The sequence below is a fragment of the Ignatzschineria sp. RMDPL8A genome, from assembly GCF_029815055.1.
In the GTDB taxonomy this organism is placed as follows: Bacteria; Pseudomonadota; Gammaproteobacteria; order Cardiobacteriales; family Wohlfahrtiimonadaceae; genus CALZBJ01.
On sequence record NZ_JAPPWA010000002.1, the window covers coordinates 736,294 to 759,402 of the forward strand.

19 protein-coding genes are annotated in these 23,109 nt (G+C 44.3%); 14 read left to right on the top strand and 5 right to left on the bottom strand.

Features of this window, described 5'->3' with window-relative positions:
- Positions 1 to 6: 6 nt before the first annotated feature.
- The 3 genes from OXI21_RS04905 (at position 7) to OXI21_RS04915 (ending at position 6,165) form a co-directional block, all read left to right on the top strand.
- Entirely contained in the window at positions 7 to 2,448 is a 2,442-nt protein-coding gene (locus OXI21_RS04905; protein ID WP_279618446.1) for a fimbria/pilus outer membrane usher protein, read from the top strand.
- Positions 2,445 to 3,458: a spore coat U domain-containing protein gene (locus OXI21_RS04910; RefSeq protein WP_279618447.1), complete on the top strand. Its 1,014-nt coding sequence runs from the start codon at positions 2,445 to 2,447 to the stop codon at positions 3,456 to 3,458. The genes OXI21_RS04905 and OXI21_RS04910 overlap by 4 nt, the downstream gene beginning before the upstream one ends.
- 97 nt (positions 3,459 to 3,555) lie before the next feature.
- Complete coding sequence (locus tag OXI21_RS04915) at positions 3,556 to 6,165, top strand: AsmA family protein (protein WP_279618448.1); 2,610 nt, start codon at positions 3,556 to 3,558, stop codon at positions 6,163 to 6,165.
- On the opposite strand, the gene OXI21_RS04920 is transcribed toward OXI21_RS04915, so the two are convergent.
- Together OXI21_RS04920 and OXI21_RS04925 are read right to left on the bottom strand one after the other, a co-directional pair.
- On the bottom strand, positions 6,158 to 7,246 hold the full coding sequence (locus tag OXI21_RS04920) for a hypothetical protein (RefSeq protein ID WP_279618449.1): 1,089 nt from the start codon (positions 7,244 to 7,246) through the stop codon (positions 6,158 to 6,160). The genes OXI21_RS04915 and OXI21_RS04920 overlap by 8 nt on opposite strands.
- 62 nt (positions 7,247 to 7,308) lie before the next feature.
- Positions 7,309 to 7,953, bottom strand: coding sequence for an NAD(P)H-hydrate epimerase (locus OXI21_RS04925; protein WP_279618450.1), 645 nt, complete (start codon positions 7,951 to 7,953; stop codon positions 7,309 to 7,311).
- Positions 7,954 to 8,114: 161 nt separating this feature from the next.
- Here OXI21_RS04925 and ric point away from each other — a divergent pair, with 161 nt between their 5' ends.
- Positions 8,115 to 8,852 (top strand): iron-sulfur cluster repair di-iron protein, encoded by a 738-nt coding sequence (ric, locus tag OXI21_RS04930; RefSeq protein WP_279618451.1) that lies wholly within the window; start codon positions 8,115 to 8,117, stop codon positions 8,850 to 8,852.
- Between the two features lie 27 nt (positions 8,853 to 8,879).
- Here the strand turns inward: ric and OXI21_RS04935 are convergent, their stop codons facing one another.
- On the bottom strand, positions 8,880 to 9,323 hold the full coding sequence (locus OXI21_RS04935) for an Rrf2 family transcriptional regulator (protein WP_279618452.1): 444 nt from the start codon (positions 9,321 to 9,323) through the stop codon (positions 8,880 to 8,882).
- A gap of 91 nt (positions 9,324 to 9,414) precedes the next feature.
- Here OXI21_RS04935 and OXI21_RS04940 point away from each other — a divergent pair, with 91 nt between their 5' ends.
- Positions 9,415 to 10,785, top strand: a complete 1,371-nt coding sequence (locus tag OXI21_RS04940; RefSeq protein WP_279618453.1) for an FAD-dependent oxidoreductase — start codon at positions 9,415 to 9,417, stop codon at positions 10,783 to 10,785.
- 234 nt (positions 10,786 to 11,019) lie between these two features.
- Complete coding sequence (locus OXI21_RS04945; RefSeq protein WP_279618454.1) at positions 11,020 to 11,247, top strand: hypothetical protein; 228 nt, start codon at positions 11,020 to 11,022, stop codon at positions 11,245 to 11,247.
- Between the two features lie 124 nt (positions 11,248 to 11,371).
- Here OXI21_RS04945 and OXI21_RS04950 read toward each other — a convergent pair whose 3' ends face one another.
- On the bottom strand, positions 11,372 to 12,874 hold the full coding sequence (locus tag OXI21_RS04950) for an O-antigen ligase family protein (protein WP_279618455.1): 1,503 nt from the start codon (positions 12,872 to 12,874) through the stop codon (positions 11,372 to 11,374).
- 255 nt (positions 12,875 to 13,129) lie between these two features.
- Here OXI21_RS04950 and OXI21_RS04955 point away from each other — a divergent pair, with 255 nt between their 5' ends.
- The 5 genes from OXI21_RS04955 (at position 13,130) to OXI21_RS04975 (ending at position 19,485) form a co-directional block, all read left to right on the top strand.
- Entirely contained in the window at positions 13,130 to 14,233 is a 1,104-nt protein-coding gene (locus OXI21_RS04955; protein WP_279618456.1) for a hypothetical protein, read from the top strand.
- 60 nt (positions 14,234 to 14,293) lie between these two features.
- Positions 14,294 to 15,214: a site-specific tyrosine recombinase XerD gene (gene xerD / locus OXI21_RS04960; protein ID WP_279618457.1), complete on the top strand. Its 921-nt coding sequence runs from the start codon at positions 14,294 to 14,296 to the stop codon at positions 15,212 to 15,214.
- A 7-nt stretch (positions 15,215 to 15,221) separates the two neighbouring features.
- Positions 15,222 to 15,935, top strand: a complete 714-nt coding sequence (locus tag OXI21_RS04965) for a DsbC family protein (protein WP_279618458.1) — start codon at positions 15,222 to 15,224, stop codon at positions 15,933 to 15,935.
- Positions 15,936 to 16,430: 495 nt separating this feature from the next.
- Positions 16,431 to 17,798, top strand: a complete 1,368-nt coding sequence (locus OXI21_RS04970) for an MFS transporter (RefSeq protein ID WP_279618459.1) — start codon at positions 16,431 to 16,433, stop codon at positions 17,796 to 17,798.
- A 343-nt stretch (positions 17,799 to 18,141) separates the two neighbouring features.
- On the top strand, positions 18,142 to 19,485 hold the full coding sequence (locus tag OXI21_RS04975; protein WP_279618460.1) for an MFS transporter: 1,344 nt from the start codon (positions 18,142 to 18,144) through the stop codon (positions 19,483 to 19,485).
- Positions 19,486 to 19,720: 235 nt separating this feature from the next.
- On the opposite strand, the gene yhbY is transcribed toward OXI21_RS04975, so the two are convergent.
- Positions 19,721 to 20,029 carry a ribosome assembly RNA-binding protein YhbY gene (yhbY, locus tag OXI21_RS04980; RefSeq protein WP_279618461.1) on the bottom strand — a complete coding sequence of 103 codons (309 nt, stop codon included), beginning with the start codon at positions 20,027 to 20,029 and terminating at the stop codon, positions 19,721 to 19,723.
- 97 nt (positions 20,030 to 20,126) lie between these two features.
- Between yhbY and OXI21_RS04985 the strand changes: the two genes are divergently transcribed.
- The 3 genes from OXI21_RS04985 to ftsH all read left to right on the top strand — a co-directional run bounded on the left by OXI21_RS04985 (position 20,127) and on the right by ftsH (position 23,087).
- Positions 20,127 to 20,333 (top strand): hypothetical protein, encoded by a 207-nt coding sequence (locus tag OXI21_RS04985; protein ID WP_279618462.1) that lies wholly within the window; start codon positions 20,127 to 20,129, stop codon positions 20,331 to 20,333.
- Positions 20,320 to 20,946, top strand: coding sequence for an SAM-dependent methyltransferase (locus OXI21_RS04990; RefSeq protein ID WP_279618463.1), 627 nt, complete (start codon positions 20,320 to 20,322; stop codon positions 20,944 to 20,946). The genes OXI21_RS04985 and OXI21_RS04990 overlap by 14 nt, the downstream gene beginning before the upstream one ends.
- A 236-nt stretch (positions 20,947 to 21,182) precedes the next feature.
- Positions 21,183 to 23,087, top strand: coding sequence for an ATP-dependent zinc metalloprotease FtsH (ftsH, locus tag OXI21_RS04995; protein ID WP_347815491.1), 1,905 nt, complete (start codon positions 21,183 to 21,185; stop codon positions 23,085 to 23,087).
- Positions 23,088 to 23,109 lie beyond the last annotated feature (22 nt).

Consider the following 23,109-nt stretch of genomic DNA (forward strand, 5'->3'; position numbering starts at 1 on the left):
TGATACATGGGTAAAGATCAATTAAGTGAGCGATTTCAAGGAATGGTTGAAAGTAGAGTAGAACCTCTATCGAGAGTTTTATTGAGGTCTCTTTTTAAGGCATTCACACGACTATTTTTATGGAGTATCCTCTCCATTCAAATGCTCTTTGCGGCGGATCATCCTGCCGAAGATATGGAGCTTTTTTTAGAGCTCATTGTCAATGATGTGTCAACCGGGCACGTGGCGCTGATTGATTATAAAAAGCCCTACTATTATATCGATACTGGTGATCTAAAAGAGACGCCGATCTTATTTGAGTATTTAGAGGATCAAACGAAGGGCACTATTGTGACGTTAAATGCTTCTGATGATGTGAGTGTGCGCTATAACGAAGAGTGGCAACAACTCTACATCACCGTGCCGACTCAGTGGCTTCCAAGACAATCGATCGGTTATGGATCGCGCGAGACGGTGGAATCGTATACGAGTTTTGGCGCCATTGTTAATTACGATCTTTACGCCTCTAAACCCCGCCATAATAGTGGGAGCCTCAATAGTTGGGGGGAGTTTAGACTTTTTGGAGATTACGGAACGATTAGCCATTCGGGGGTTTATAATCATTATTTCGGCAGTGAAAGCTACCAGAAAAATCGCTATACCCGTTACGATACTTATTGGCAATATTCCGATGAGGATAAGCTCTATACGCTCACGGTGGGAGATCTGATTACTCGGCCTTTAGTCTGGAGTAATGCGGCGCGTCTTGGTGGGATTCAGTTTTCACATAACTTTAAATTGCGCCCAGATCTGATTACCTATCCGTTGCCTGAATTTAGTGGTGAGGTTGGGCTCCCATCGACGGTTGATCTTATTATTAATGGCTCAAACTATCAAAGCAGTAACATTAATCCAGGGCCGTTTGATATTACCGATGTCACTCATTTAAGCGGTGCTGGTGAAGCGGTGGTAGTTACAACGGATGCGCTTGGGCGTACGGTGAGTATTAATGTTCCTTTTTATGTCACGTCTCGATTATTACGTGAAAATTTAATGGATTATACGCTCAGTGTGGGAACGTTGCGCCAACACTATGGTCAGAAAAACTTCTCCTATAGCCGTTATGCGATCGATGGAAGCATGCGCTACGGGGTAAACGACCATTTAACGGTGGAATTTCATAGTGAATTGGCCACCTCCTTAACGCTCGTTGGAGCGGGATTTGTTACCAATATTGGACGCATTGGGGATCTGAATGCCGCGCTCACATTAACGAATTATAAAAACAGAACCGGCACGCAACTCTACCTTGGGTATAACTATCTGCATCCGAAATTTAATTTTTTAGCGAGCTATATTCGTCGCAGCAGTGATTATCGAGATATTTCGAGCATCGATAGTGAATATGGCGTGGTGCCTGAAAGTTTACAGTTTACTTTTAGCATTCCGACTGAGCGATATGGCAGTTACAGCATCGGATTTTTCTCCAATCAATATCAGTATGAAGAGGGCAAACGGCGTAGTAATACCTTTAGCCTTGGGTGGAATAAATCATTAGGTGAATATGGGAATGTGTCTGCCTATATCAATCATCACAATAATTCCGATAATCGCTGGTCGGCGGCACTGCAGTGGACGATTCCCCTTGACAATGATTATGGGCAGGTATCGGTGGCGGCGAATCGAAATGACAGTAAAAATGATTCAACCTCGGTGTACTATAGCCGAAGTATCCCAAGTGATGGCGGGTTTGGTTGGAATCTTAATTATAAAAATAATCGCTCAAATGCTGATTACTATAATGCCGCGCTTAAATGGCGTAATCCGAACATTGAAATGCAGGGCGGTATGTATGGCTCGAGTGGCGATTATACCTACTGGTCGGATCTTTCAGGTTCGCTCGTTGCGATGGATGGAGAGCTCTTTATGGCCAATAGAGTCTACGATTCCTTTGTGCTTCTTTCAGCGGATGGAGTCGGCGATGTGCCGGTGTTATATGAAAATAATGTGATCGGCCGTACCAATCAAAAAGGCTACTATCTCGTGCCACAAGTCCCTTCGTATTATGATGCCAAATATGAGATTGATGGGCTTGAAATTCCGGTCAATCTTAATGTGCCAGAGCTTGAAAAACGGATATCGGTCAAGGCCAATAGTGGGTATGTTTTAAAATTCCCGGTGGAAAAAATTAATCCCGTTACGTTAACGCTTGTCGATGAGGCATCGGATTATATTCCTGTTGGTTCATACATTGAAACGGATCATGGCGAGGAGTCCTATGTCGGTTGGGATGGCGCTGTCTATTTTGAGCATCTACAAGCGATCAATCAGTTAACGGTATATCTACCCGATGGAGAGCGTTGCTCCCTTGAGGTTGAGCTTAAAGCAGATGATGAGAGTGACAAATCCACTGAGGTCAGTATCCTCGATTTAGGGGAGTTCCGTTGCCATAAAGGAGGATCACAATGAGTATGAGTAAATATATATTGAAATGGGCTTTTGCAGTGATACTCTTTATGATATTGGGTATTAGCATGGGAAATATCGCATGGGCAAAAAAGGGATGTCAAATTACTAATGCGATGCCAACCATTAATTTAGGTAGTGAAACATCATTTAATATAATCAATAAAGCTAAAACATCTCATACAGAAAATGCAGGTGTATTTTGCGAGATACCTAAATTAACCGCATCTTTTGCAACACAAGAGTTGTATGCTACAGCTTCTTATGAATCAGGGGGTGTCAGTTATTTAAGTAAGAAAGGCGGAGATGTTGCAGATAAAATAGATTATAAACTCTATTTTGATAAAAGTATGAGCTCAAAGTATGAAGTTCATCATGGGGTTAGATTAGACTTGAAGCAGTTTTCATGGGTTATTGGAGGTAAGGAAGACCTTCAATATCCTGCCTATGTGAGTATTTTCCCTCAAAATGTAAATTTATCAGCAGGCCTCTATAGTGATACAGTTACAGTTTTGTGGGAGTGGGATATTTGTCTTATGGGAACAGATCTATGGTGTTTGAGTTCGGACAAGAATAAAGGTACATCCACCATCGCAATTAATCTCATCGTTACCGAAGATTGTAAAATTTCCGCCAGTGATATTAATTTTGGTTCTGCCCCGGTGACGGCGGCATTTTCAGATGTGGATGGAACGATCAATATTATCTGCACTAAAGGGACGTTTTATAGCGCAGGGCTCAGTAAAGGAGATAATTTCTCTGGCTCAAGGCGCATGAAGAGCGGGAGTAATTTTATTGACTATGAGATCTATAAAGGCAATCAAGCTCATGAAGTGTGGGGCAATCAAGGCAGTGAGCGCCGAGATTCAGCAAGTGCCGATGAAAATCCCGGTGCCGGATGGGGCGGGACGAAAGCTCAGCGCTTTAATTATCGCGCTAAAATCTTACCCAATCAGCCCAATAAACCTGCCGGAACCTATATCGACCATATTATGATTGATGTCGAATTTTAAGTACATCGCCCCTTGAGCCCTCTCCATCAATCACCTACACTAATTATAAAGGCATTGATTGAGGCGCTTCGTTAAATTGCTTGGCAAAGGGGACATTATGCGGATTGTTAAATATGGTATCTATTCTCTATTAACGCTCGTTGTACTGCTTATTATCGGGATTGGGAGCATTGTGCTCTTTATCGATCCCAATCATTTTAAAGGGCAGATTGAGACGTTAGCGAAAGAGAAGGCGGGGATAGCACTCTCCATTTCAGGCGATCTTTCATGGACGTTTTATCCGTGGCTTGGAGTGACCTTTGAAGAGACTGCCATTGCGCCGGTAAGTGCGCCCGAAGAGACACTCGCGAAGGTCAATAATGTGGCGATTTCGCTTAAAGTGATGCCTTTAATTCAGGGCGATCTTGAGATGAGTCGTATCAAAATCGATGGGCTGACGCTCAATGTGATTCGCGATCAAGCGGGTAAAAGCAATTGGGACTTTTTAGGTAAGCATGAGTCTGAGGAAAGAGGGGGAAAAAAGGCTGTAACGGCTGATGAATCGAGTACGAAGGCGAAGCGGACGGAGGCTAAAGCGGCACGTTCGCTCAATATTAGTGGGATCGATATCACCGGTAGCACCATTATTTATCACGACCAGGCGCAAGGATTGCAATTAAATGCGGATAACATCAGTTTAAGTGCCGATGAGATTCGTCAAAATGGCCCGCATATTAGTCTAGGTGAGCTTAAAATCAAAGAGGGCGATATTACCTTTTTTGATTATACGAGCGGAAAAGCAGTGGCGTTTGAGGCGATTAAACTCAGTTTAGAGCGGCTTATTGCAGAAATTTTATCGGACGAAAATGATGAATCGGGCATTAAGTTTTCTCTTGATCGTGTGGCATTAGGTAATTCAAAAATCACCTACAGTGAGCGAGATTCAGGCCTTAATCTTTGGTTGCAACCAAACGCCTTTGAGACGGGAAATCTCTATATCAATACGCTTCCACAAAAAAATGAGCTCCCGTGGCAAGTGGAAGGTATTCACCTAAAAGACGCGACGCTTTTTTATCGCGCTGATGGGGCAGACAGTTACCTTAAAGCGGAAGGATTGACGCTAACAAGCTCAAAGCTCGATTCTGGTAATAAGAGTGATTTGGCATTAAGCGGGCATCTCACAAAAGAGCATGTGATCGATCTGAGTTTTGATGGGAAAACGGCACTTGTTTATGATTTAGAAAATAGCCTCTATCAATTAAATCATCTCGCCTTAACCGCCGTAATTGATTCAATCGTGGGTGAGAAACGGGGCATTACGTTGAATGCCGGCGGGGAATTAACGCTCGATTTAATGAAAGAACGAATCTATTGGAAAGCGCCTAATCTTAAGCTCAATCAGCTAAAACTCCCTCATGATATTGCGTTGCAGGGATTTAATCCGGAAACATTAACATTTGCCACAACGCTCGATCTGAAAAATCTTAACCTCCGCACATTTTTAACGGATTTAGGGATAGCGCTTCCAAAAATGCAAAGCTCAAAAGCATTGACGAATCTATCGTTATCGGGTGATCTTAAAGCAGGGATGAACCGCATTGAGCTCACCAATCTTGCGATGAATCTTGACGGAACAGCTCTGCGTGGATCGGTATTCGCCAATGATTTGAGTAAAAAATCTTATACCGTGCGATTAAGTGGCGATCGACTCAATTTAAATGATTATTTACCGCCGAAAGTAAGTGCCTCGAAAGGCGCATTAGCGAGTAATCAAGGTAAGGGCACGCAAAATGCATCGCCGTTTGAGGCGCTTAGAGGCATGACGATAAACGCGGATTTTGCGCTCAATCAGCTTATTTATAATGCCTATACGATTAATCATTTGGATCTAGGTCTTTCGATTAATGATCGGCTCATTAGTCTCCATCGAGGCCGTGGCGAGATGTTTAGCGGAACCGTCGGTATTACCGGGAAAATAGATGGTCGCAGTGCATTGCCGAGCATTGAGATCACGCCTGATATTCAAAACCTCGCATTGGGCGAGGCATTTAACGCCTTTGAGCTCAATATTCCGCTTACAGGACGTTTGCAACTATCGGGAAGTTTACGCACTAAAGGACTGGATAAAGCGCCGATCCTTGCCAATTTATCGGGAAATCTTCGGGCGAATGTTTTAAATGGGGTACTCGAAGGAGTAAATTATGAGAAGGAGATCTGTCAGGGGCTTGCGATGCTCAATAAAGAGCGTCTGACCACATCGTTTAATCGTGCTTCAACGCCTTTTAATGCCCTTCGCGCGTCGCTCACGATTAAAAATGGCGTGCTCAATAATCAGGATCTCGCTGTGGAGATTCCCGGCATTGATGCCAAAGGGGCGGGAAGCGTTAATTTAAATAATCAGACGCTCGATTACCGCATCGGACTCACCTTAAAAGGGGATCAGCGTGAGAATCGCGATCCTGCGTGTCGCGTCAATAAATATATCGCCAATACGCCGATTCCACTCCGTTGCCAAGGCTCATTTGTGAATGCCGAGAAAAATCTCTGTGGTCTTGATAATGACGCTATCGGTAAGATGATTGCAGAGATGGCCGGTAAAGCGGTGGAGAAAAAGATCGAAGAGACCGTGAAAGAGACCATTAAGCCAGAGATTGATCGAGTGTTAAAAGAGGAGCTTGGTGATCAGCTCGAAGATGTTAAAAATCTATTTGATGGGCTCTTTAAATAGATTTTCTTCGAAACTTAAAGGGCGCGTAGAGGAGGAGTCCGATTAGGATAAAGCCTAAGTAGCCCATTAAGGGGTAGAGATAGCCAACCACATCGGTAAATCCAAAACTGCTGAGGAGTAGTGCGACCGCCATTAATAAGACGATAAAGGGCTTGGATTGTTTGGTTTCCATCGGAACAAAGCGCGCGGAGACCACATAAAACATGCTCACCGAGGTGTTGTAGATCATCCCGAAAATAATCAGCATCATCAGCCAGCTTACAATGGGGGGAAAACTCGCCGTAATTGCAAGCAGGGGCATATCGGCAACGATCAGTTTTCCCGCTTTTGATGCGGTAATCGCTTCAATATTGGTAAAGAGATTAAAGTGCCCGAGTAGTAAAATTCCGCCGATTAAGAGCCCGCCGAGTGCCCCTCCCAGAAGGGCGTGCTTCGGGTTTTTCTCACAACTGCCAATGACAAGCGCCATACCCGCACCGACTGCCATATTAAATGAGACGTGATTGAGTGCGGCAATCAGCCAATTTGGTAGTGTTCCGGGAAGGGTCTCTTTTGTTTTTAATACTAGTGGTTCAAGTTCGGTGAGCGGCGTTTGATTATTAATTAGGCTGTAGCTGCAGATCGCGATTAAAAAAAGCAGTAAAAAAGGTGTCAATGCGCCGACAGCAATCACCACCTTGCGCGCGTTTAGCATAATGGTGAGTGCGGTAATCACTGCCATTAAGAGCGAGCCTTGCCAAAAAGGGAGATCAAATTGTTGATGGAGAATTGAGCCACCACCTGCGATCATGGCAACGCCCGTTGAAAACATGGTGAGTAAAATCACAACATCAATCACAATGCCAAGCGGTTTTCCTGAGAGGGCGTAGAGCGCTTTATGCGGGGTTTTATTGCGAAAACGCTGACCAATATAGACTAAAATCATACTGAAATAGGCATATAAAAGGGTGGCAATGATGAGTCCCCACGTCCCTTTTAATCCAAAACTTGTGTAAAAGATAAGTGATTCTCGGCCGGTTGCAAAGGCAGCGCCGACAATGGCTCCAACCAGTGCAAATGCGACGATTAATATTCGACTCATAATGAGTTTTTGGCAAACCTTTTGTTAAAAAACGAATCCCTAGGATATCATGCCAAAGGCGTTTATGTATTTGGTCTTAAATGGCGAGGCAGATCGAGCGCATCGACCAAAATCTCCCCTGCATATTGCTTACCTCGATTAAAATAGAGCGCCGGTTTATCCGATAAAAAGGTGAGCGTTGCCGTCGCATAAATCACCGCGCCGAAGGTTTCATGGGTGTAAGGATTAAGTCCCGATGGTGTATCAAGGGCAAGCACATTTTTCGCTTTCAACTCATTGAGAGACTCGATGATATCGCACCATTTTGGCGAGAGCGCACGATTGAGTCCAATGCCGAAAAGTCCATCAATGAGGCAGATATTTTTCGGATCGCATTCGGTTAATTCCTCAAGATTTGTAAGCGTCTCGATTTCCGGAAGAGCATTCAGACGGCAGAGCCTTAGCGCCTCCTGTGCTTGTGGGCTTATAACCGGTTCGGGGATAAAAAGAATCACGTTAAATCCACGAGAATCGAGATTAAGCGCCACCCAAAGTGCATCGCCACCATTATTTCCTGTTCCAACGGCCACTAAAATTGGGCGACTTTTAGAAATATGGACACTCACCCAGTCGGTGGCAGAACGCGCCGCTCGCTGCATTAGATCGATGCCTGCATGGTCAGCATCATGTTCAATCTGTCTTAACTGCGTTAAAGAATAAAACGTCATAATGAATCCCCCTCTCTTTCCTTTAGCTTATCAAAATTGATTGACAAATAGACAGGATTTTTAGATGATGCTTAAAGATTCATTTTATATGAATGTTTAATGGTAACCTTGGAATTAAACCGAACATGCAAACAGAAAGTGCAAACAGAAAAGGAGCGGGTATGTTGCTAGATAAAACGGTATCAGTGGGGGCGGTTGTCGCGGAGCAATTTAGAGCGGCTGAGGTCTTTAATTTTTATGGCATTGATTTTTGTTGTGCGGGCGAACGTACGTTAGAGGAGGCAGCAAGTGAGCATCAAATCGAGCTGGATGTTTTACTCAATGCGTTAAGCAATGTGCTTGAAAATGAGGCGGGGCAAGGTGGTGTTGGCCTGCTTGATTTTAAAGCGTGGTCATTGGAGCTATTGGTGGATTACGTCATAAAATATCATCATCGCCGTATTCGAGAAGTGGGACCAAAAACGTTGGTGCTTTTAGAGAAAGTGTGTGAGGTTCATGGCGAAGATCATCCGGAATTGCACGATGTCCACAGGCTGTATGAGAGCTCGTTAAATGAGTTAACGCTGCATTTGCAAAAAGAGGAGCGAATTCTTTTTCCATTTATCTACCAAATTGCACAGGCCTATGAAGCACAAACTCCGATGCCACACGCGCCGTTTGGTACGGTTGAAAATCCCATTAATATGATGATGCACGAACACGACCAAGAGGGCGAGCGGATGCGCCAAATCTCAGAGATTACGGGTAAATACAGCGTTCCAGAAAACGCTTGCAACAGTTACCGGCAAGTAATGTGGGAATTGCACGCATTTGAAACCCATCTTCATGAGCATATTCATATTGAGAATAATATTATTTTTCCACGAGCCATTCATCTTGAAAAGGGTGGGCGCTTGTAATGGTTGTTTGCCAATTTTAGGAGTGCATTAGGATAAATGGGTCAATTGGCTAAGATCAATGGTATTTAAAGGCAGTGAGGGAAGCAAAATATCAGCGAGTGTGTAGTGATCGAGCACCGCTAAAAAAGCACGGGTGGCCTCCGCTAAAATGGCTTTAAATTCACATTGTGGGCGGATGACGCATTGGTTTTTTTCACCAAAACACTCCACTAAGGTGAAGGATTCCAGTGCTCGAATGAGCTCACCTAAGGGGATCAATTCAGGGGCTTTCCCTAGTTTAAGGCCGCCCCCTTTCCCGCGAATGCTTTTTAGATAGCCAAGCTCACTTAAAAACGCCACAATCTTGGTTAAATGGCTCCGCGAAATGGCATAAAACTCGGCAATTTCAGTAATATTGACAAGACGATCCGCGTGAAATGCCGTATAAATTAATGTACGGATTGCATAATCAGTTTGTTGGGTGAGTTGCATAGTAATGGGGCTTATTTTAAGTGAGAAACAAAAGATTGAATGATTATAACATTCATTTTAAAGCGATCTTTAAAAGAAGAGAGGAGAGCGGATGAAAATAGTGGTGATTGGTGGAAATGCGGCGGGCATGAGCGTCGCGCTAAAGGCAAAGCGGGAGTGTAAAACGGCAGAGGTGATCGTGATCACGAAAGAGAATCAGATCTCCTTTGCCCCGGGCGCACTCTCTTTTTATTTAAAAGGGGCGATTGAAGATGAAGCGCTCTATGCAAGAACGCCGGATTCGGTGAGAGCCGCGGGGATTGAACTCTATTTGCAAAGCCCCGTGATTGAAGTGGATACCGTCTTAAAAAGTGTTACGTTTCTTCCTCATAATCAGGCCCAAAAGGGCGAGAAGAAAACACTTATGTATGACCGATTAATGATCGCAACTGGTGCTCGTCCACAGGATCATCCGCTTAAACTTAAGCACTATCACAATGTCTATACATTTAAATCCTTTTTTGAGGTGGATCGTCTTAAAAAAGCGCGAGCAGAGTATAAGACGATGGCAGTGATTGGCGGGAGCATTGTGGCCGTGGAGGTGGCTCAAACCCTTAGCTCAATGGGAATCAAAACCTATTTAATTCATCGAGGCGCCTATCCGCTTGATCGTTATTTTGGAGCCTCTGAAAAAGAGCGGATTTTAGAGAGCTTGGACGCTCAAGGGATTGAGTGCATCATGGGAGCTACAATTGAGGCTATTAAGGCAGGTCAGTTGAAGCCGTCGACCTTAACATCATTATTGATTCATCAAGAGCAGGATACGAGATGGATCGATATTGATGGGGCGGTATTGGCTCTTGGCGTTGCGCCTAATAGTGAATTGTTTGGTTCACTGGGTGGGGATGGGCTAGAGACGACCGCCAATGGAGCCATTGAGATTGATCTTTATGGTGAAACCTCGTTGCAGGATCATTATGCCGCCGGTGATGTGGCGACCATTCCCCACTTTCTTTTGGGATCGCGCTATCTACCGGTTGCCGCATCGGCCAATAAGATGGGGCGTATCATTGGGCAAAACATTGTCTCAAATCGTTCCGATCGCGTGCCCTATTTAGGCTCGCTCGGCAGTGCAATGGTTCGGCTAGGGGAGTGGGAATTAGGCGCTACAGGCATTACTGAGCGAGAGGCTCGTTTGGCCAATATCCCCTATCAAATGGCAACCATTACTGCGCCGTCTGCCGCTGAATTTATCGAGCATCAACATCCCGTTACAATTACGCTTCTTTATCATGCTAAGACCCGAGTTTTATTAGGGGGAACGATTATTGCTAAAGGAAATGCCTCACTGCGTTTAACCGCTCTCACCGCCCTTATTTATGGAAAACAGACCGTTGATGCCATTGGATTTATGGATTTTGCCTATGAGCCATCGTTATCGGCCATGTGGGACCCGCTCAATATTGCTGGGAATCGAGCGTAACAGTTGGATGTTGGATCAAGAAAAAGTCTCACCCCCCAATGGATGTAACCCTTCTGTCATAGAGTCTTTGCAAAATGGGCTCATTCAACAAAACATGGATTGTAAAAATATCGCATGTAACTTATTGATATTCATCTGGGTATTTGATGATTATCATATTGGAATTATGCAAATCAGATATCCTAAGAACATTCTGCATAAGCAATTGTTTTTAATATAAATACGGGAGACATCATGGATTTTGAAGAGAAAGGCTTAATGGATGAGGTCTATCACGATACGTTAGCCTCAGTATGTGAGCGAGTGAAATATCAGGCGAACCACTATTTAAATGAGAGCGAAAAATTATCGCCTTCAGCATCGCTTGAAGAATATGCCGAATTTAAGGAGCGCATTCGTCACTTAGCAGAATCGGCCATTGACGACATTGAAAAGTGGATGCAAACCTTCCTTTGGAAATAATTAACCGCGCTAATTGAATTTAGCCATTACGTAGACAAACCCGTTGCACCGAATTTTTTTAAGTGGATTAAGACTTAAAATCACTCGGTGCTTTTTTATGAGTGCATTTTATACAAAGGTGTTATTAGGGTTCTACTTTTTCTGGTGTCTCTATTTTGGGCGGGTTAATAATCTTTTGAGTGCCATCGAATAAAATAATTGGATTGCGTTGCCAGAGCGATGGGCCATCATATCTAAAACTATCTTCCATGGACCACCACTCTTCAAAGCGCACTTTTTGTTCAGCTTCAAGCCGTTGAAGATGGGGAAGCGTCAACACAGTCATATAGAGCGTGGTACAAAGCGCCATAAAGGTGAGGCTTTTAAGTAGTAACATTCCGAGTAGTGGATAATCAAGTGATATCTTAACCGTTGGTGTATGCGCGCGTTTCCCATGATTGATTGAGCGGAGATCAAGCGGAAAGGTAGCCAGATAGAGATGGAAGGCATAGGCAAAAATCAGTACTGAGATAAATTGGCTGAGCGGATAGACAAATGCCCCTGAAAAGAGTGCATTCATCGACACCATCGCAGGTGCCGCCCAAATCCAACAGGGCATTAGTTTACGGCGTAAAAAGAGTTTGAGTGCCGTAAAGAAAAAGCCCACTAAAAAGAGGACACCGATGAGGCCAAACTCCGCCATCCAGTGGAAAATAAAGCTGTGTGGGTGAGAGGCATAATAACCCTGCCAACCTTTATAATTGCTACCGCCAATCCCGAAGAGAGGATGTGCTAAAAAGTCTTTAAGAGCGTGTGAATAGAGAAGCGTACGGCCGGAGCTTGACGTTCGAACGAGTTCATGGGCATCTTGCACAATTGCATTGATGGTGATGTAGAGTAAAAACCCAAGAAGCAGCGAGATAAGCGGGATTTTAAGGGCGCTTTTTTTATTGGTGCCAAAAAGAGCGATCATCAATAGTGCAAGCCCGAGGCTTAATAGTGCACTGCGCGCACCATCCATAAAGAGATTAAAGATGTAGAGAGTGCTTAAGAGAATGATCCAAGGCGTCCATTTTTTTGCGGATAAAAACCCCGGTCTAAGCCATAAAATGGCTAGTGCAGGCAGTAATACATCGTCTAAATAACGGATATTTTCAAAAGTGTCGTGCCAAAACATATCACCATCTGGAATGAGCATCTTCATAATGATATTGGTGATAAAACGAATCATCACTGGGAGCGGCGCAAGGGCGAGGAGCGCAAAGAGATTCCCCATCCATTTGGCATCGTAACGAAAGAGGATTCCCGCGTAGAGTCCGCTAATTAAGAGCAGTGATCCAACTCCGTAGGTGAGATAGGCCGTGACATTTTTAACACCAAAAAGCGCCAGCACCATAAAGCCTAATAATACGGCGGTGAGATAGTAGGGGAGATTTCCTAAAGTATTGAGGGTTTTGAGGGGGAGTAATAAAAAACCAACGGCAAAGAGGGAGAGTACGGTAATTTGATAAAAGCGCCAACGGTCATAGTGATTCTCTAATAAAGCGAGATAATCATAGCCACTAAATGCGAGGAAAAACCAGATTACTGCGATGAGTGCCAGTGTACGGTGGAGCCATTTTATGGGAAGGTATTGGGTCATTGCCATGGATTAAACCAAATCATCAAATCATTGAAAAGGAGTCTAAAAATAGCATGTTTTATCGGTAAAATCTCGCTTACCATCAATTTTGATTGTTTAACTCACGACGTGATTTTATTTAATGCTCAGATTGTCATTAAACTTCTTATATTGCGGGGGAAATTCGGGAATTTATCTCGATAATCCCGTGCAAATATGGAATACTATAAGGGATCTTTACAAAACTTAAGAATAACAAATCAAGATGATAGGAATTGCTCTATGCTAAGCATTGGCCAACGACGAAATCGACGCGTTTCTCTTCCAATAATAATCCTCGCGGGGATGTTTGGATTATCGCCTTTTGTAGCGCTAGCGGATACGGAAACGTTGACGGAAGCGGAAAAACTCGATAACTTTCGCCATTTTGCTGATGGAATGTGGGATGTGCAGATGAAAAGTGATGAGGGCGTCATCGTTGATCAGTTTAAAACCTGTTTGCCCGGCGATGCGCTAGAAAATTATCTGGAAGCGACGCTAATTTATAAAAATTCAGGCTGTCCGCTCCTTAAAAAAGAGATTACTGAGGAAGACATTACGCTGCGTTATGAGCTAACCAAAGCGTGTGCAAATAGAGCGATGGAGCACTATTATCTACCCTTTCCAGAAGGAGAGATCGAGCTTGCTTTTAGTAAGCTTGGCGATAATCACTATCGTTATGTGACCGATATTCGCGCGAATGATGAAACGGAGCTGAACGGGAGCGAGCGCATTATCTATGAGTTTGATTATCTTGATCACTGTAACCGCTTTGCGCCGACGGGATTATTTACCCCGCCAGATGGGAAATGGAGCTATTGGCTGCAGACTGATGATCTTACCAATGAGTCGATTTTGGAATTAAGTGGTGCTGAGCTCAATGCGCGTCTGTTGCGTTATCACGACCGCACCCAAATTCCTTGTGAGCGCCGATTTTATCTTATTGAAGAGGGCGAATATCGCGTCAATTATTTGATCGATAATAGCTGTATTAATGATGTCGCGCCCGATCTTAAAGAGGAGCTCGGTCTTGAGCTGATGGAAAACATTCCCTTTTATACCGACATCAGCGTGAGTGAACTTTTCCCTGACGCTTATCAGATTCGCGTTAATAATCTTGATCTTAATTTGGTGGAAAAATGCCAAAATCGGGTGATTGAATATCGCAAAGTTGCCGAGATGGCTGAGGGCAAAATCCCTTCAAAATCGGCGCTTGATGAGGCGAATTGCCCGCAAGAACCGATGGGGCTTAAAGGGGGCGGGGTGCATCCGTTAGAGCTAAAAGAAGAGGTGGCGGGGAAACTCTCTGATGCGCTCGAAAAGAGCTTAAATGAGCGTGAGGATTAGCGTAAACAGGGGCTAAACTGTGGTATCCTAACGATCAAAAGCGTTAAAAAAAGGAGACTAATGCCGATCGATTCACCGCTTGAAACGGATAAAAAAACCAATCTAACCCTTGAGCATTTTAAAGATACGCTCTGGTTTCATGAAAATTTAAGTGAGCATACGCTTGCGTCCTATTTATCGGATCTCTATAAATTGGAAGCGTCGCTTAAAAAGCGTTTTAAACATATTGAAACGGCGACCACGAAAGACCTGCAGGGATTTATTGATCGGGAAGGGCGTGCGGGGATTAGCCCTCGTTCGCTTGCGCGCTATCATTCCTGTTTTAAGCACTTTTATACCTATCTCATTGTTGAAAAATATCGCGACGATAATCCCGCCGAAAAGCTTATTTTGCCTAAATTTAGCGCCTCGCTCCCCGTTTCGCTCTCTGAAGAGAAGGTGGAAGCGTTGCTCGATGCCCCTGATACCTCGACTGTGATTGGCCTTCGTGATAAAGCGATGCTGGAGATGCTTTATTCGTGCGGATTTCGGGTGACGGAATTGGTGCGGCTTACCTTTTCGGAGATTAATCTTCGTGCGGGGTATGTGCGTGTTGTTGGGAAGGGGGATAAAGAGCGCCTCATTCCCCTCGGCGAGGTGGCGATCGATTGGTTAAAGCAATATGTGGAGCGTTCGCGTCCGGCATTATTGAAAGATGGGCGTTCGGAAGCGGTCTTTGTGAGTAATCGCGGGACCTTTATGACGCGACAAACTTTTTGGCACATTATCAAAAAATATGTGCGACAATTAGGGATTAATGAAGAGGTTTCGCCTCACACGTTGCGCCACGCCTTTGCGACGCATCTTGTGAATCACGGGGCAGATCTCAGGGTTGTTCAGCTCCTGCTTGGGCATAGCAATCTGTCGACAACGCAGATCTATACTCACGTGGCAACGGAACGCCTCAAAAAACTTCATCAAGAGAATCACCCACGAGGATAGTGAATTTATGATTAAAAAAGTATTAATAACGATGACACTCGGCGCACTTATGACAACTGGCGCGATGGCAAAAGAGAAAGTCGATCTGAAATATTTTAACGAAACCTTTCAAGGCGTAACGGTAAAAAATATCTCAGAGAGTGAGATCAAAGGCATCTATCAAGTGGAAATCGAAGAGATTGCACAGCCCATTTATGTCTCTAAAGATGGGAAATATATGTTTGAAGGCCATTTAATCGATCTTGTTAATAAAGAGAGCCTTACCGACAATTACGCGAAAAAGATGAAAAAAGCGATCATTGATGACATCTCAGAAGATGACATGGTGGTCTATAAAGCGAAAAACGAAAAGCATAAAATTACCGTCTTTACCGACGTTGACTGTCCCTATTGCCAGATGCTTCATAAAGAGGTGAAAGATTATAACGATAACGGCGTCACCGTGCGTTATATGGCCTATCCTCGTACCGGAATTCCATCGGCGGGCTACAATCATTTAGTGTCGGTGTGGTGCTCGGACGATAAGCCAAAAGCGCTAACCGATGCAAAAAATGGCCGTAGCGTTAAAAATGCAACGTGTGCGAATAGTCCCGTTAGCAATCAATTTGATATAGGCATGAAGCTTGGTGTGCAAGGAACGCCCGCGATCTTCCTTGAAGATGGCACAATGCTGGGCGGATATCTCCCTTACAAACAACTTCTCATGCAACTCGATCGCTAGTCTCACAGGTTTATGGTAAAAGAGATTAAAAGAGAGCGATTGTCTTAACAATCGTCTTTTAGAAAAAAGCAATGCCCGTTCGATGATTCATCCTAAACGGCATTGCTTTTTTATTGCGCGGTAAAATGTTGAGAGCGGGCTGATTTGAAATGGAAAGAGAGCTAAAAAGGGAAAGAGCGGTTTTTTATCCAAATTAACTACAAATAAGTTACCTTTTAACCCTCATTCTTATGGGCTTCTCAATTTTTACGCTTTTTATAGAATACCCATTGCGCCCTTTTTTGAAATGGTGTATTAATGAACGATGCACTTCTGCAAAGTGAGTGTTTTCTTGGCCAAGCATCCAAAAGATGGGCCAAATTACTAAAAAACACGCCGTCCAAAAGATGGTCAAAAATATTGCAACAACAGCGCGAATGCACTCGATATTCGCCGATAATACAATAATATCTTACTATTTTTGACTTACTATATTTTATAAAAGGAAGTATACCCATGAGTTCTGCAACTGGGGCTGATGGTCAGCCCATGGCGCGCCCATTAAATCGTGAAGATTATAAAACGTTAACGCTTTCATCGCTCGGTGGAACGCTTGAATTCTACGATTTCGTCATTTATGCACTCTATATTGAAACGATCGTCAAACCGCTATTTCTCCCGGCGGACATTTCACCACTCATTGCCGACCTCTTTGCATGGGGCGGATTTGCCGCAGGGTATATTGCTCGCCCGATTGGTGGGGTAATTATGGCGCACTTTGGTGATGTCCTTGGCCGTAAAAAGATGTTTACTTTGAGCGTTGCGATGATGGCGCTCCCGACCTTTATTATTGGGCTCCTTCCTACCTATGCGCAGATCGGTATGTTTGCGCCGATTTTACTCGTGATTATGCGGATGTTCCAAGGCGCTGCGATTGGCGGTGAAATGCCGGGCGCGTGGGTCTTTATTGCAGAACATACTCCGAAAAACCGCTACGGTCTTGGTATTGGTACCTTAACAAGTGGTATCACAGGCGGAATTTTACTGGGCTTTTTAGTCTCAATCATTATCGACTTAAATTATTCGAAAGCCGAGATCTTATCGTACGCATGGAGAATTCCATTTATCGCGGGCGGTATCTTTGGAATTATCGCGGTATTCTTACGCCGTTATCTATCTGAAACACCGATTTTTAAAGAGATGGCTGCGCAAAAAGCGCTCTCAAAAGAGATCCCGATGATGACGGTGTTAAAAAGTCATAAAATTGCCTGTTTAATTGTGGCATTTTTAACTTGGTCGCTCTCAACGGCGATCATGGTGGGGATTTTAATTACCCCTGTTGCCGTACTTGGAAAAATGCATGGAATTGAGCCGCTTAACGCTCGTATCGCCGGGTCAATTGCCGCATTAACGTTAACCATTGGATGTGTATTTTGGGGTTGGTTGGAAGATAAAATTAAAACGCGTCTTAACATGCTTTTTGCATGGGGTGGACTCGCCGTTTCAAGCCTCTATTTTTACTACAGCTTAACGCAAGGCATTTCGATGAATATGGTCTATATCAATTACGGGATTATGGGCTTCTTTGTGGGCGCGATTGCGTTAACGCCGGTGGTTGGAACGCGCGCATTCCCGCCAGCGATCCGCTATTCAGGTCTATCATTTTCATACAATTTAGCCTACGCGGTATTCAGTGCGATTACGCCGATGTTGACGCTTAAATTGCTCGGCGTGACGCCACTTGGCGCAGGCATCTATATTGCCGGTGTTTCGATCTTAGCGATCTTAGTGGCGTTCTATCCGCTCTCGTATAAAGGGTGGGAAGCGAAAGGAGCGACTCCAGCCGTTAAGCCTGAGGTGAAAGGGGCATTAGGCGCAATGTAAATTCGCTTAAAACGTTTCAGACGCTTATCCCATCGATAGTCGGCCATCGATAGGGATGAAGATGCATAAACTAGGGAAGCATGGTCATCTGCCAGCTTCTCTTTTTGTTATGTCCTAATTAAAAAATTGAGGTGATCGCCATTGCTAAACAGGGTTAAGTTGTGTATTAATGAATGAAACGAATTAAATTATTCGTTTTTAAATCGATAAAATTAAAATAATTCTAAAGATGTATCTAAATAAAGAATATTATTGCTCCAAATGCTTTTTTAGGGCAATCAATAAAAATAGAGATACACAACCGATACACAATAATACGACTAAAAGATACGAGGATGGGTTCATGAGTATTGCGATCAATGCCGACGGCTACCCGGTGGCGCGGCGCTTAAATCGTCACGACTATAAAACACTAACATTATCATCACTTGGCGGGACGCTGGAGTTTTACGATTTCGTCATTTATGCGCTTTATATTGAGACCATTGTTAAACCGCTTTTTCTGCCGAGTGATATTTCGCCGCTCATTGCCGATCTTTTTGCATGGGGCGGATTTGCCGCGGGGTATATTGCTCGCCCGATTGGTGGCGTGATTATGGCGCACTTTGGTGATGTGCTTGGCCGTAAAAAGATGTTTACTTTGAGCGTTGCGATGATGGCGCTCCCGACCTTTATTATTGGGCTCCTTCCGACTTATGCGCAGATCAGCATGTTTGCGCCGATTTTACTGGTGATTATGCGGATGTTCCAAGGGGCTGCGATTGGTGGTGAGATGCCGGGCGCGTGGGTCTTTATTGCCGAGCATACGCCGAAAAATCGTTCCGGTCTTGGGATTGGGGTATTAACGAGTGGCATTAGCGGCGGAATTTTATTGGGCTTTTTGGTCTCAATCATGATCGATTTAAACTACTCAAAAGCTGAGATTTTATCCTACGCATGGCGGATTCCCTTTATTGCCGGCGGTGTTTTTGGAATTATCGCGGTCTATTTACGCCGTTACTTATCGGAAACGCCGATCTTCCAAGAGATGTCCGAAACTAAAAGTTTATCGAAAGAGATTCCGGTGATGACGGTATTAAAACGCCATAAAATTGCCTGCGTTATTGTGGGACTCTTAACTTGGTCGCTTTCCACGACGATTATGATCGGGATTTTGATTACGCCGGTCGCGATTCTTGGAAAAATGTATGGCATGGAACCGCTCAATGCGCGGATTGCGGGATCGATTGCGGCGCTGAGTTTAAGCTTTGGTTGTATCTTCTGGGGCTTTATGGAAGATCAATTAAAAACGCGTCTTAATATGGTGCTCTCGTGGGGTGGACTCGCGCTCTCGAGCCTCTATTTTTACTATAGTTTAACCCGCGGGATTAGCCTTGAGATGATCTATGTTAATTATGCAGTGATGGGCTTTTTTGCAGGGGCTGCGACGACGCCTCCCATTATTGGAACGCGTGTTTTCCCGCCTGCAGTGCGTTATTCAGGCTTATCGTTTTCTTATAATTTGGCCTATGCGATCTTTAGTGCGATCACGCCGATGTTTACTCTCTATCTCCTCGGGATTACCCCGATGGGGGCAGGAATCTATATTGTGGGGATCTCGATGCTTGCGATTTTGGTGAGCTCCTATCCGCTTTCGTATAAAGGTTGGACGGCGCCGGTTGAGAGTAAATTTACTGAAATTGCGTAAAAAGTTGCGTAACAGATAAGCCATCTGGACAACAAAGAGGGAATGCATTTTACAACATTCCCTCTCTTTTTATTTATGGCTTTTGTGTGCTTTGAACGGCGGGTCGCTCTTATTACGCGGCAATTTAATTGCTAAATGAGACTCTTTTTCGTTGCGCTGAACCGGGCTTTTTGTTAGGATTCGGTCGTACCCATTTAATACCGATCAAAGTGAAATCGTACGGTGCTTGGCTCGATTATTTGATCGAATCAAACATAATTTTTGGCGCTTCATGATTGCGCTTAAAGAGAACGGCCATGCGTCCAATTTGTTGAACGAGTTGGGCATCGACTACTTGAATCAGCTCTTTTACGAGCGCATCACGCTCAGCTTTATCGCCTGCGACCTTAACTTTAATAAGCTCATGGTGAGTGAGCGCGCGGCGAGTCTCTTCAACGAAATTTTCCGTGAGACCTTTATCGCCCATGATCATGACGGGGTTTAAATGGTGCGCTTTCGCTTTTAAAAGTTTAATATGGTCGTTTGTTAATTTAATTTGTGTCATGAATAGTAATAATAATCCAGATAATAAAGAGATAAGGGTAGCACAAAATTCGCAAATAAGTAACCTTTTTACAGGGCTTAGAGGCGTTGCGGCAGTGATGTTAATCACGGGAATTGTGCTCGTTATCATCTTCTCATTTTTAGAGGTGTCACCGCTCGTTGAGTGGGGCGTTTTACTTTTGTTTGGCGTCGCAAGCGGCGGCTATTTAATGGGTAGAGCGCGGTCAATTTTGACCCAAATCGAGGCGCACAAGGCGCAGACAGAACAAAGAGAAACACAGAGGGAACACGATGAACAAGAATAGACAACCCCACATGCGAGAGCGCGATGCGATGCAAGATCAGGCGCACCGCGATGGTTATCGCTCAAAAGAGATCTACTCACTTTTAGAAATTGATCAAAAAGATCGGATTTTCAAACCTGGACAACTCGTCGTTGATCTTGGTGCATGTCCCGGCAGTTTCAGCGAATATGCCCTTGAAAAAGTGGGGCGTAAAGGGCGTGTAATCGGCCTTGATAAACGTGAGATTTTTAATCCCGTTCCTAATTTAGAATACGTTGTGGGCGATTTTCACGATGAAGCGGTTTTTAATGAACTGATTGAAACGTTAAATGGTGAAAAAATTGATGTGGTGCTTTCTGATATGGAGCCGCGCATCAGTGGAATTAAGGATGTGGATCAATCGCGCCGTATCTATTTAGCGGAACTTGCGTATGATCTTGCAATCAATCACCTCAATAAAGGCGGAGCATTTATCACGCGGATGAGTAAAGGCAAAGGGTTTGATGAATATTTGCAAGCGCTTCGCGACCATTTTTCGAAAGTGAGAACGCAAAATATTGTGGAGCAAAATGCCGATCCACGTCGTGAAAAAACGCCTGTACTATACTTAGTAGCAACGGGATTTCGAGGATAGTGATTTAATCGGTAAAAATCGCCATTAAATTTGCGCTTTTTGCTTGAAAATCGAAAATTTATCTACACTATAGAGAGGATATCGGCATCTTTTAGACAAAAATACGGTATTATAGTGAGTGGATTAATGAGGCAGCACGCCCTCATCAGCGGAGCATCCTATTAAGGAGATTCCATTCGTATCATCGGACTTACGCAAAACGCGGGGTCTTTTTAACGATAATTGAGGTTAGTCTTTTGAAGTACACTGGAAGAGATATCGCAATCTGGCTCGGTATTGGAATGTTTATTTTATTCCTATTCCAAGGCTTTGGCAGTAGCGGTGGAAGAGAAATTAGATACTCTGATTTCCTCGATCAAGTCGATCGTGGACAGATTAAAGAAGTGACAATTACCGGGTCAGCCATTGATGGTGTGACCAATGATAATCGTCGTTTTTCAACCATCAGCCCGGAAACAGACAACGGTCCAATGATTGATACATTGCGCCAAAATAAAGTCTCTTTTGATGGGCGTTCGATGAAAACGCAAGGCGTCTTATTAAGCGTCTTTTTAAACCTATTGCCGATCTTACTCTTGCTCGGTTTCTTTGTCTTTATGATGCGCCAATCTTCAGGCGGGGGTAAAAACCCGATGAGCTTTGGTAAATCAAAAGCACGAATGTTAACGCAAGATCAGATCAAAACCACCTTTGCTGACGTTGCAGGGGCTGATGAAGCGAAACAAGAAGTGGGCGAAATTGTTGAGTTCTTGCGTGATCCATCGCGATTCCAAAAACTCGGGGGCACAATGCCTCGCGGTATCTTAATGGTGGGATCACCCGGTACCGGTAAAACATTGCTCGCAAAAGCGATTGCAGGGGAAGCGCGCGTTCCGTTTTTCACCATTTCAGGCTCTGACTTTATGGAGATGTTTGTCGGGGTTGGGGCCTCGCGTGTTCGTGATATGTTTGAGCAAGCGAAAAAACATGCGCCGTGCATTATCTTTATTGATGAGATTGATGCGGTCGGTCGCCATCGTGGTGCGGGATTAGGCGGCGGTCATGATGAGCGTGAGCAAACCCTTAACCAGCTACTCGTTGAGATGGATGGATTTAACGAAAATGAAGGCGTGATTGTAATCGCAGCGACGAACCGTCCTGACGTATTAGACCCAGCGCTCCTTCGTCCGGGCCGTTTTGACAGACAAGTGGTCGTACCGCTTCCGGATGTTAAAGGCCGTGTGCAAATCTTAAATGTCCATATGAAGAAAATTAAAGCGTCGAGTGATATCAATGTCGAACACATTGCCCGCGGGACACCTGGATTTTCGGGGGCAGACCTTGCAAATCTTGTGAACGAAGCGGCTCTTTTTGCAGCGCGTCGTGATCAAAAAGAGGTCTACATGAAAGATATGGAAGATGCGAAAGATAAGATCATGATGGGCGCTGAGCGCAACTCAATGGTGATGACCGAAGATGATAAACGTTTAACGGCGTATCATGAAGCGGGGCACGCCATTGTGGGCTATCGCCTTAAATCGGATCCGGTTTATAAAGTGACGATCATTCCGCGCGGCCGCGCACTTGGTGTGACGATGACGCTTCCTGAGCGTGATCATGTGAGTGTTCCTCGTCGTTGGCTTGAAAATAAACTTGCGATGGTATTTGGTGGCCGAATCGCTGAAGAAATTATCTTTGGTTACGATGCGGTTACAACTGGTGCGGCGAGTGATATTCAGCACGCAACGAGCTTAGCGAAAAGCATGGTTACCAAATGGGGTCTTTCCGATAAACTCGGATTTAGAACCTATTCAGACGATAATGATGAGCCATTCTTAGGTCGCTCTATGGGCGGTGGCGCGAATGGTGTATCGGATCAAACGGCTCGTTTAGTCGATGAAGAGATCCGCGCAGTGATTGATCGAAATTATGAGCGTGCTGAGCAAGTTCTGAATGATGATATCGATAAACTTCACAAAATGGCAGAAGTCCTCTTAGAGCTTGAAACGATCGATGCGGATCAAGTTAAAGAGATTATGGAAGGCAAGCCTGTGACCGGTTATTCAAAAGATAACGAGGGCAGTGATGATGATTTAAGCGATAGTGATGTTGCGGAAGAGAAAGAGTTCCGTGCACCGCCAAAGCTTGATCCGATCTCATAATTCGGGACACACTTAAGTAACG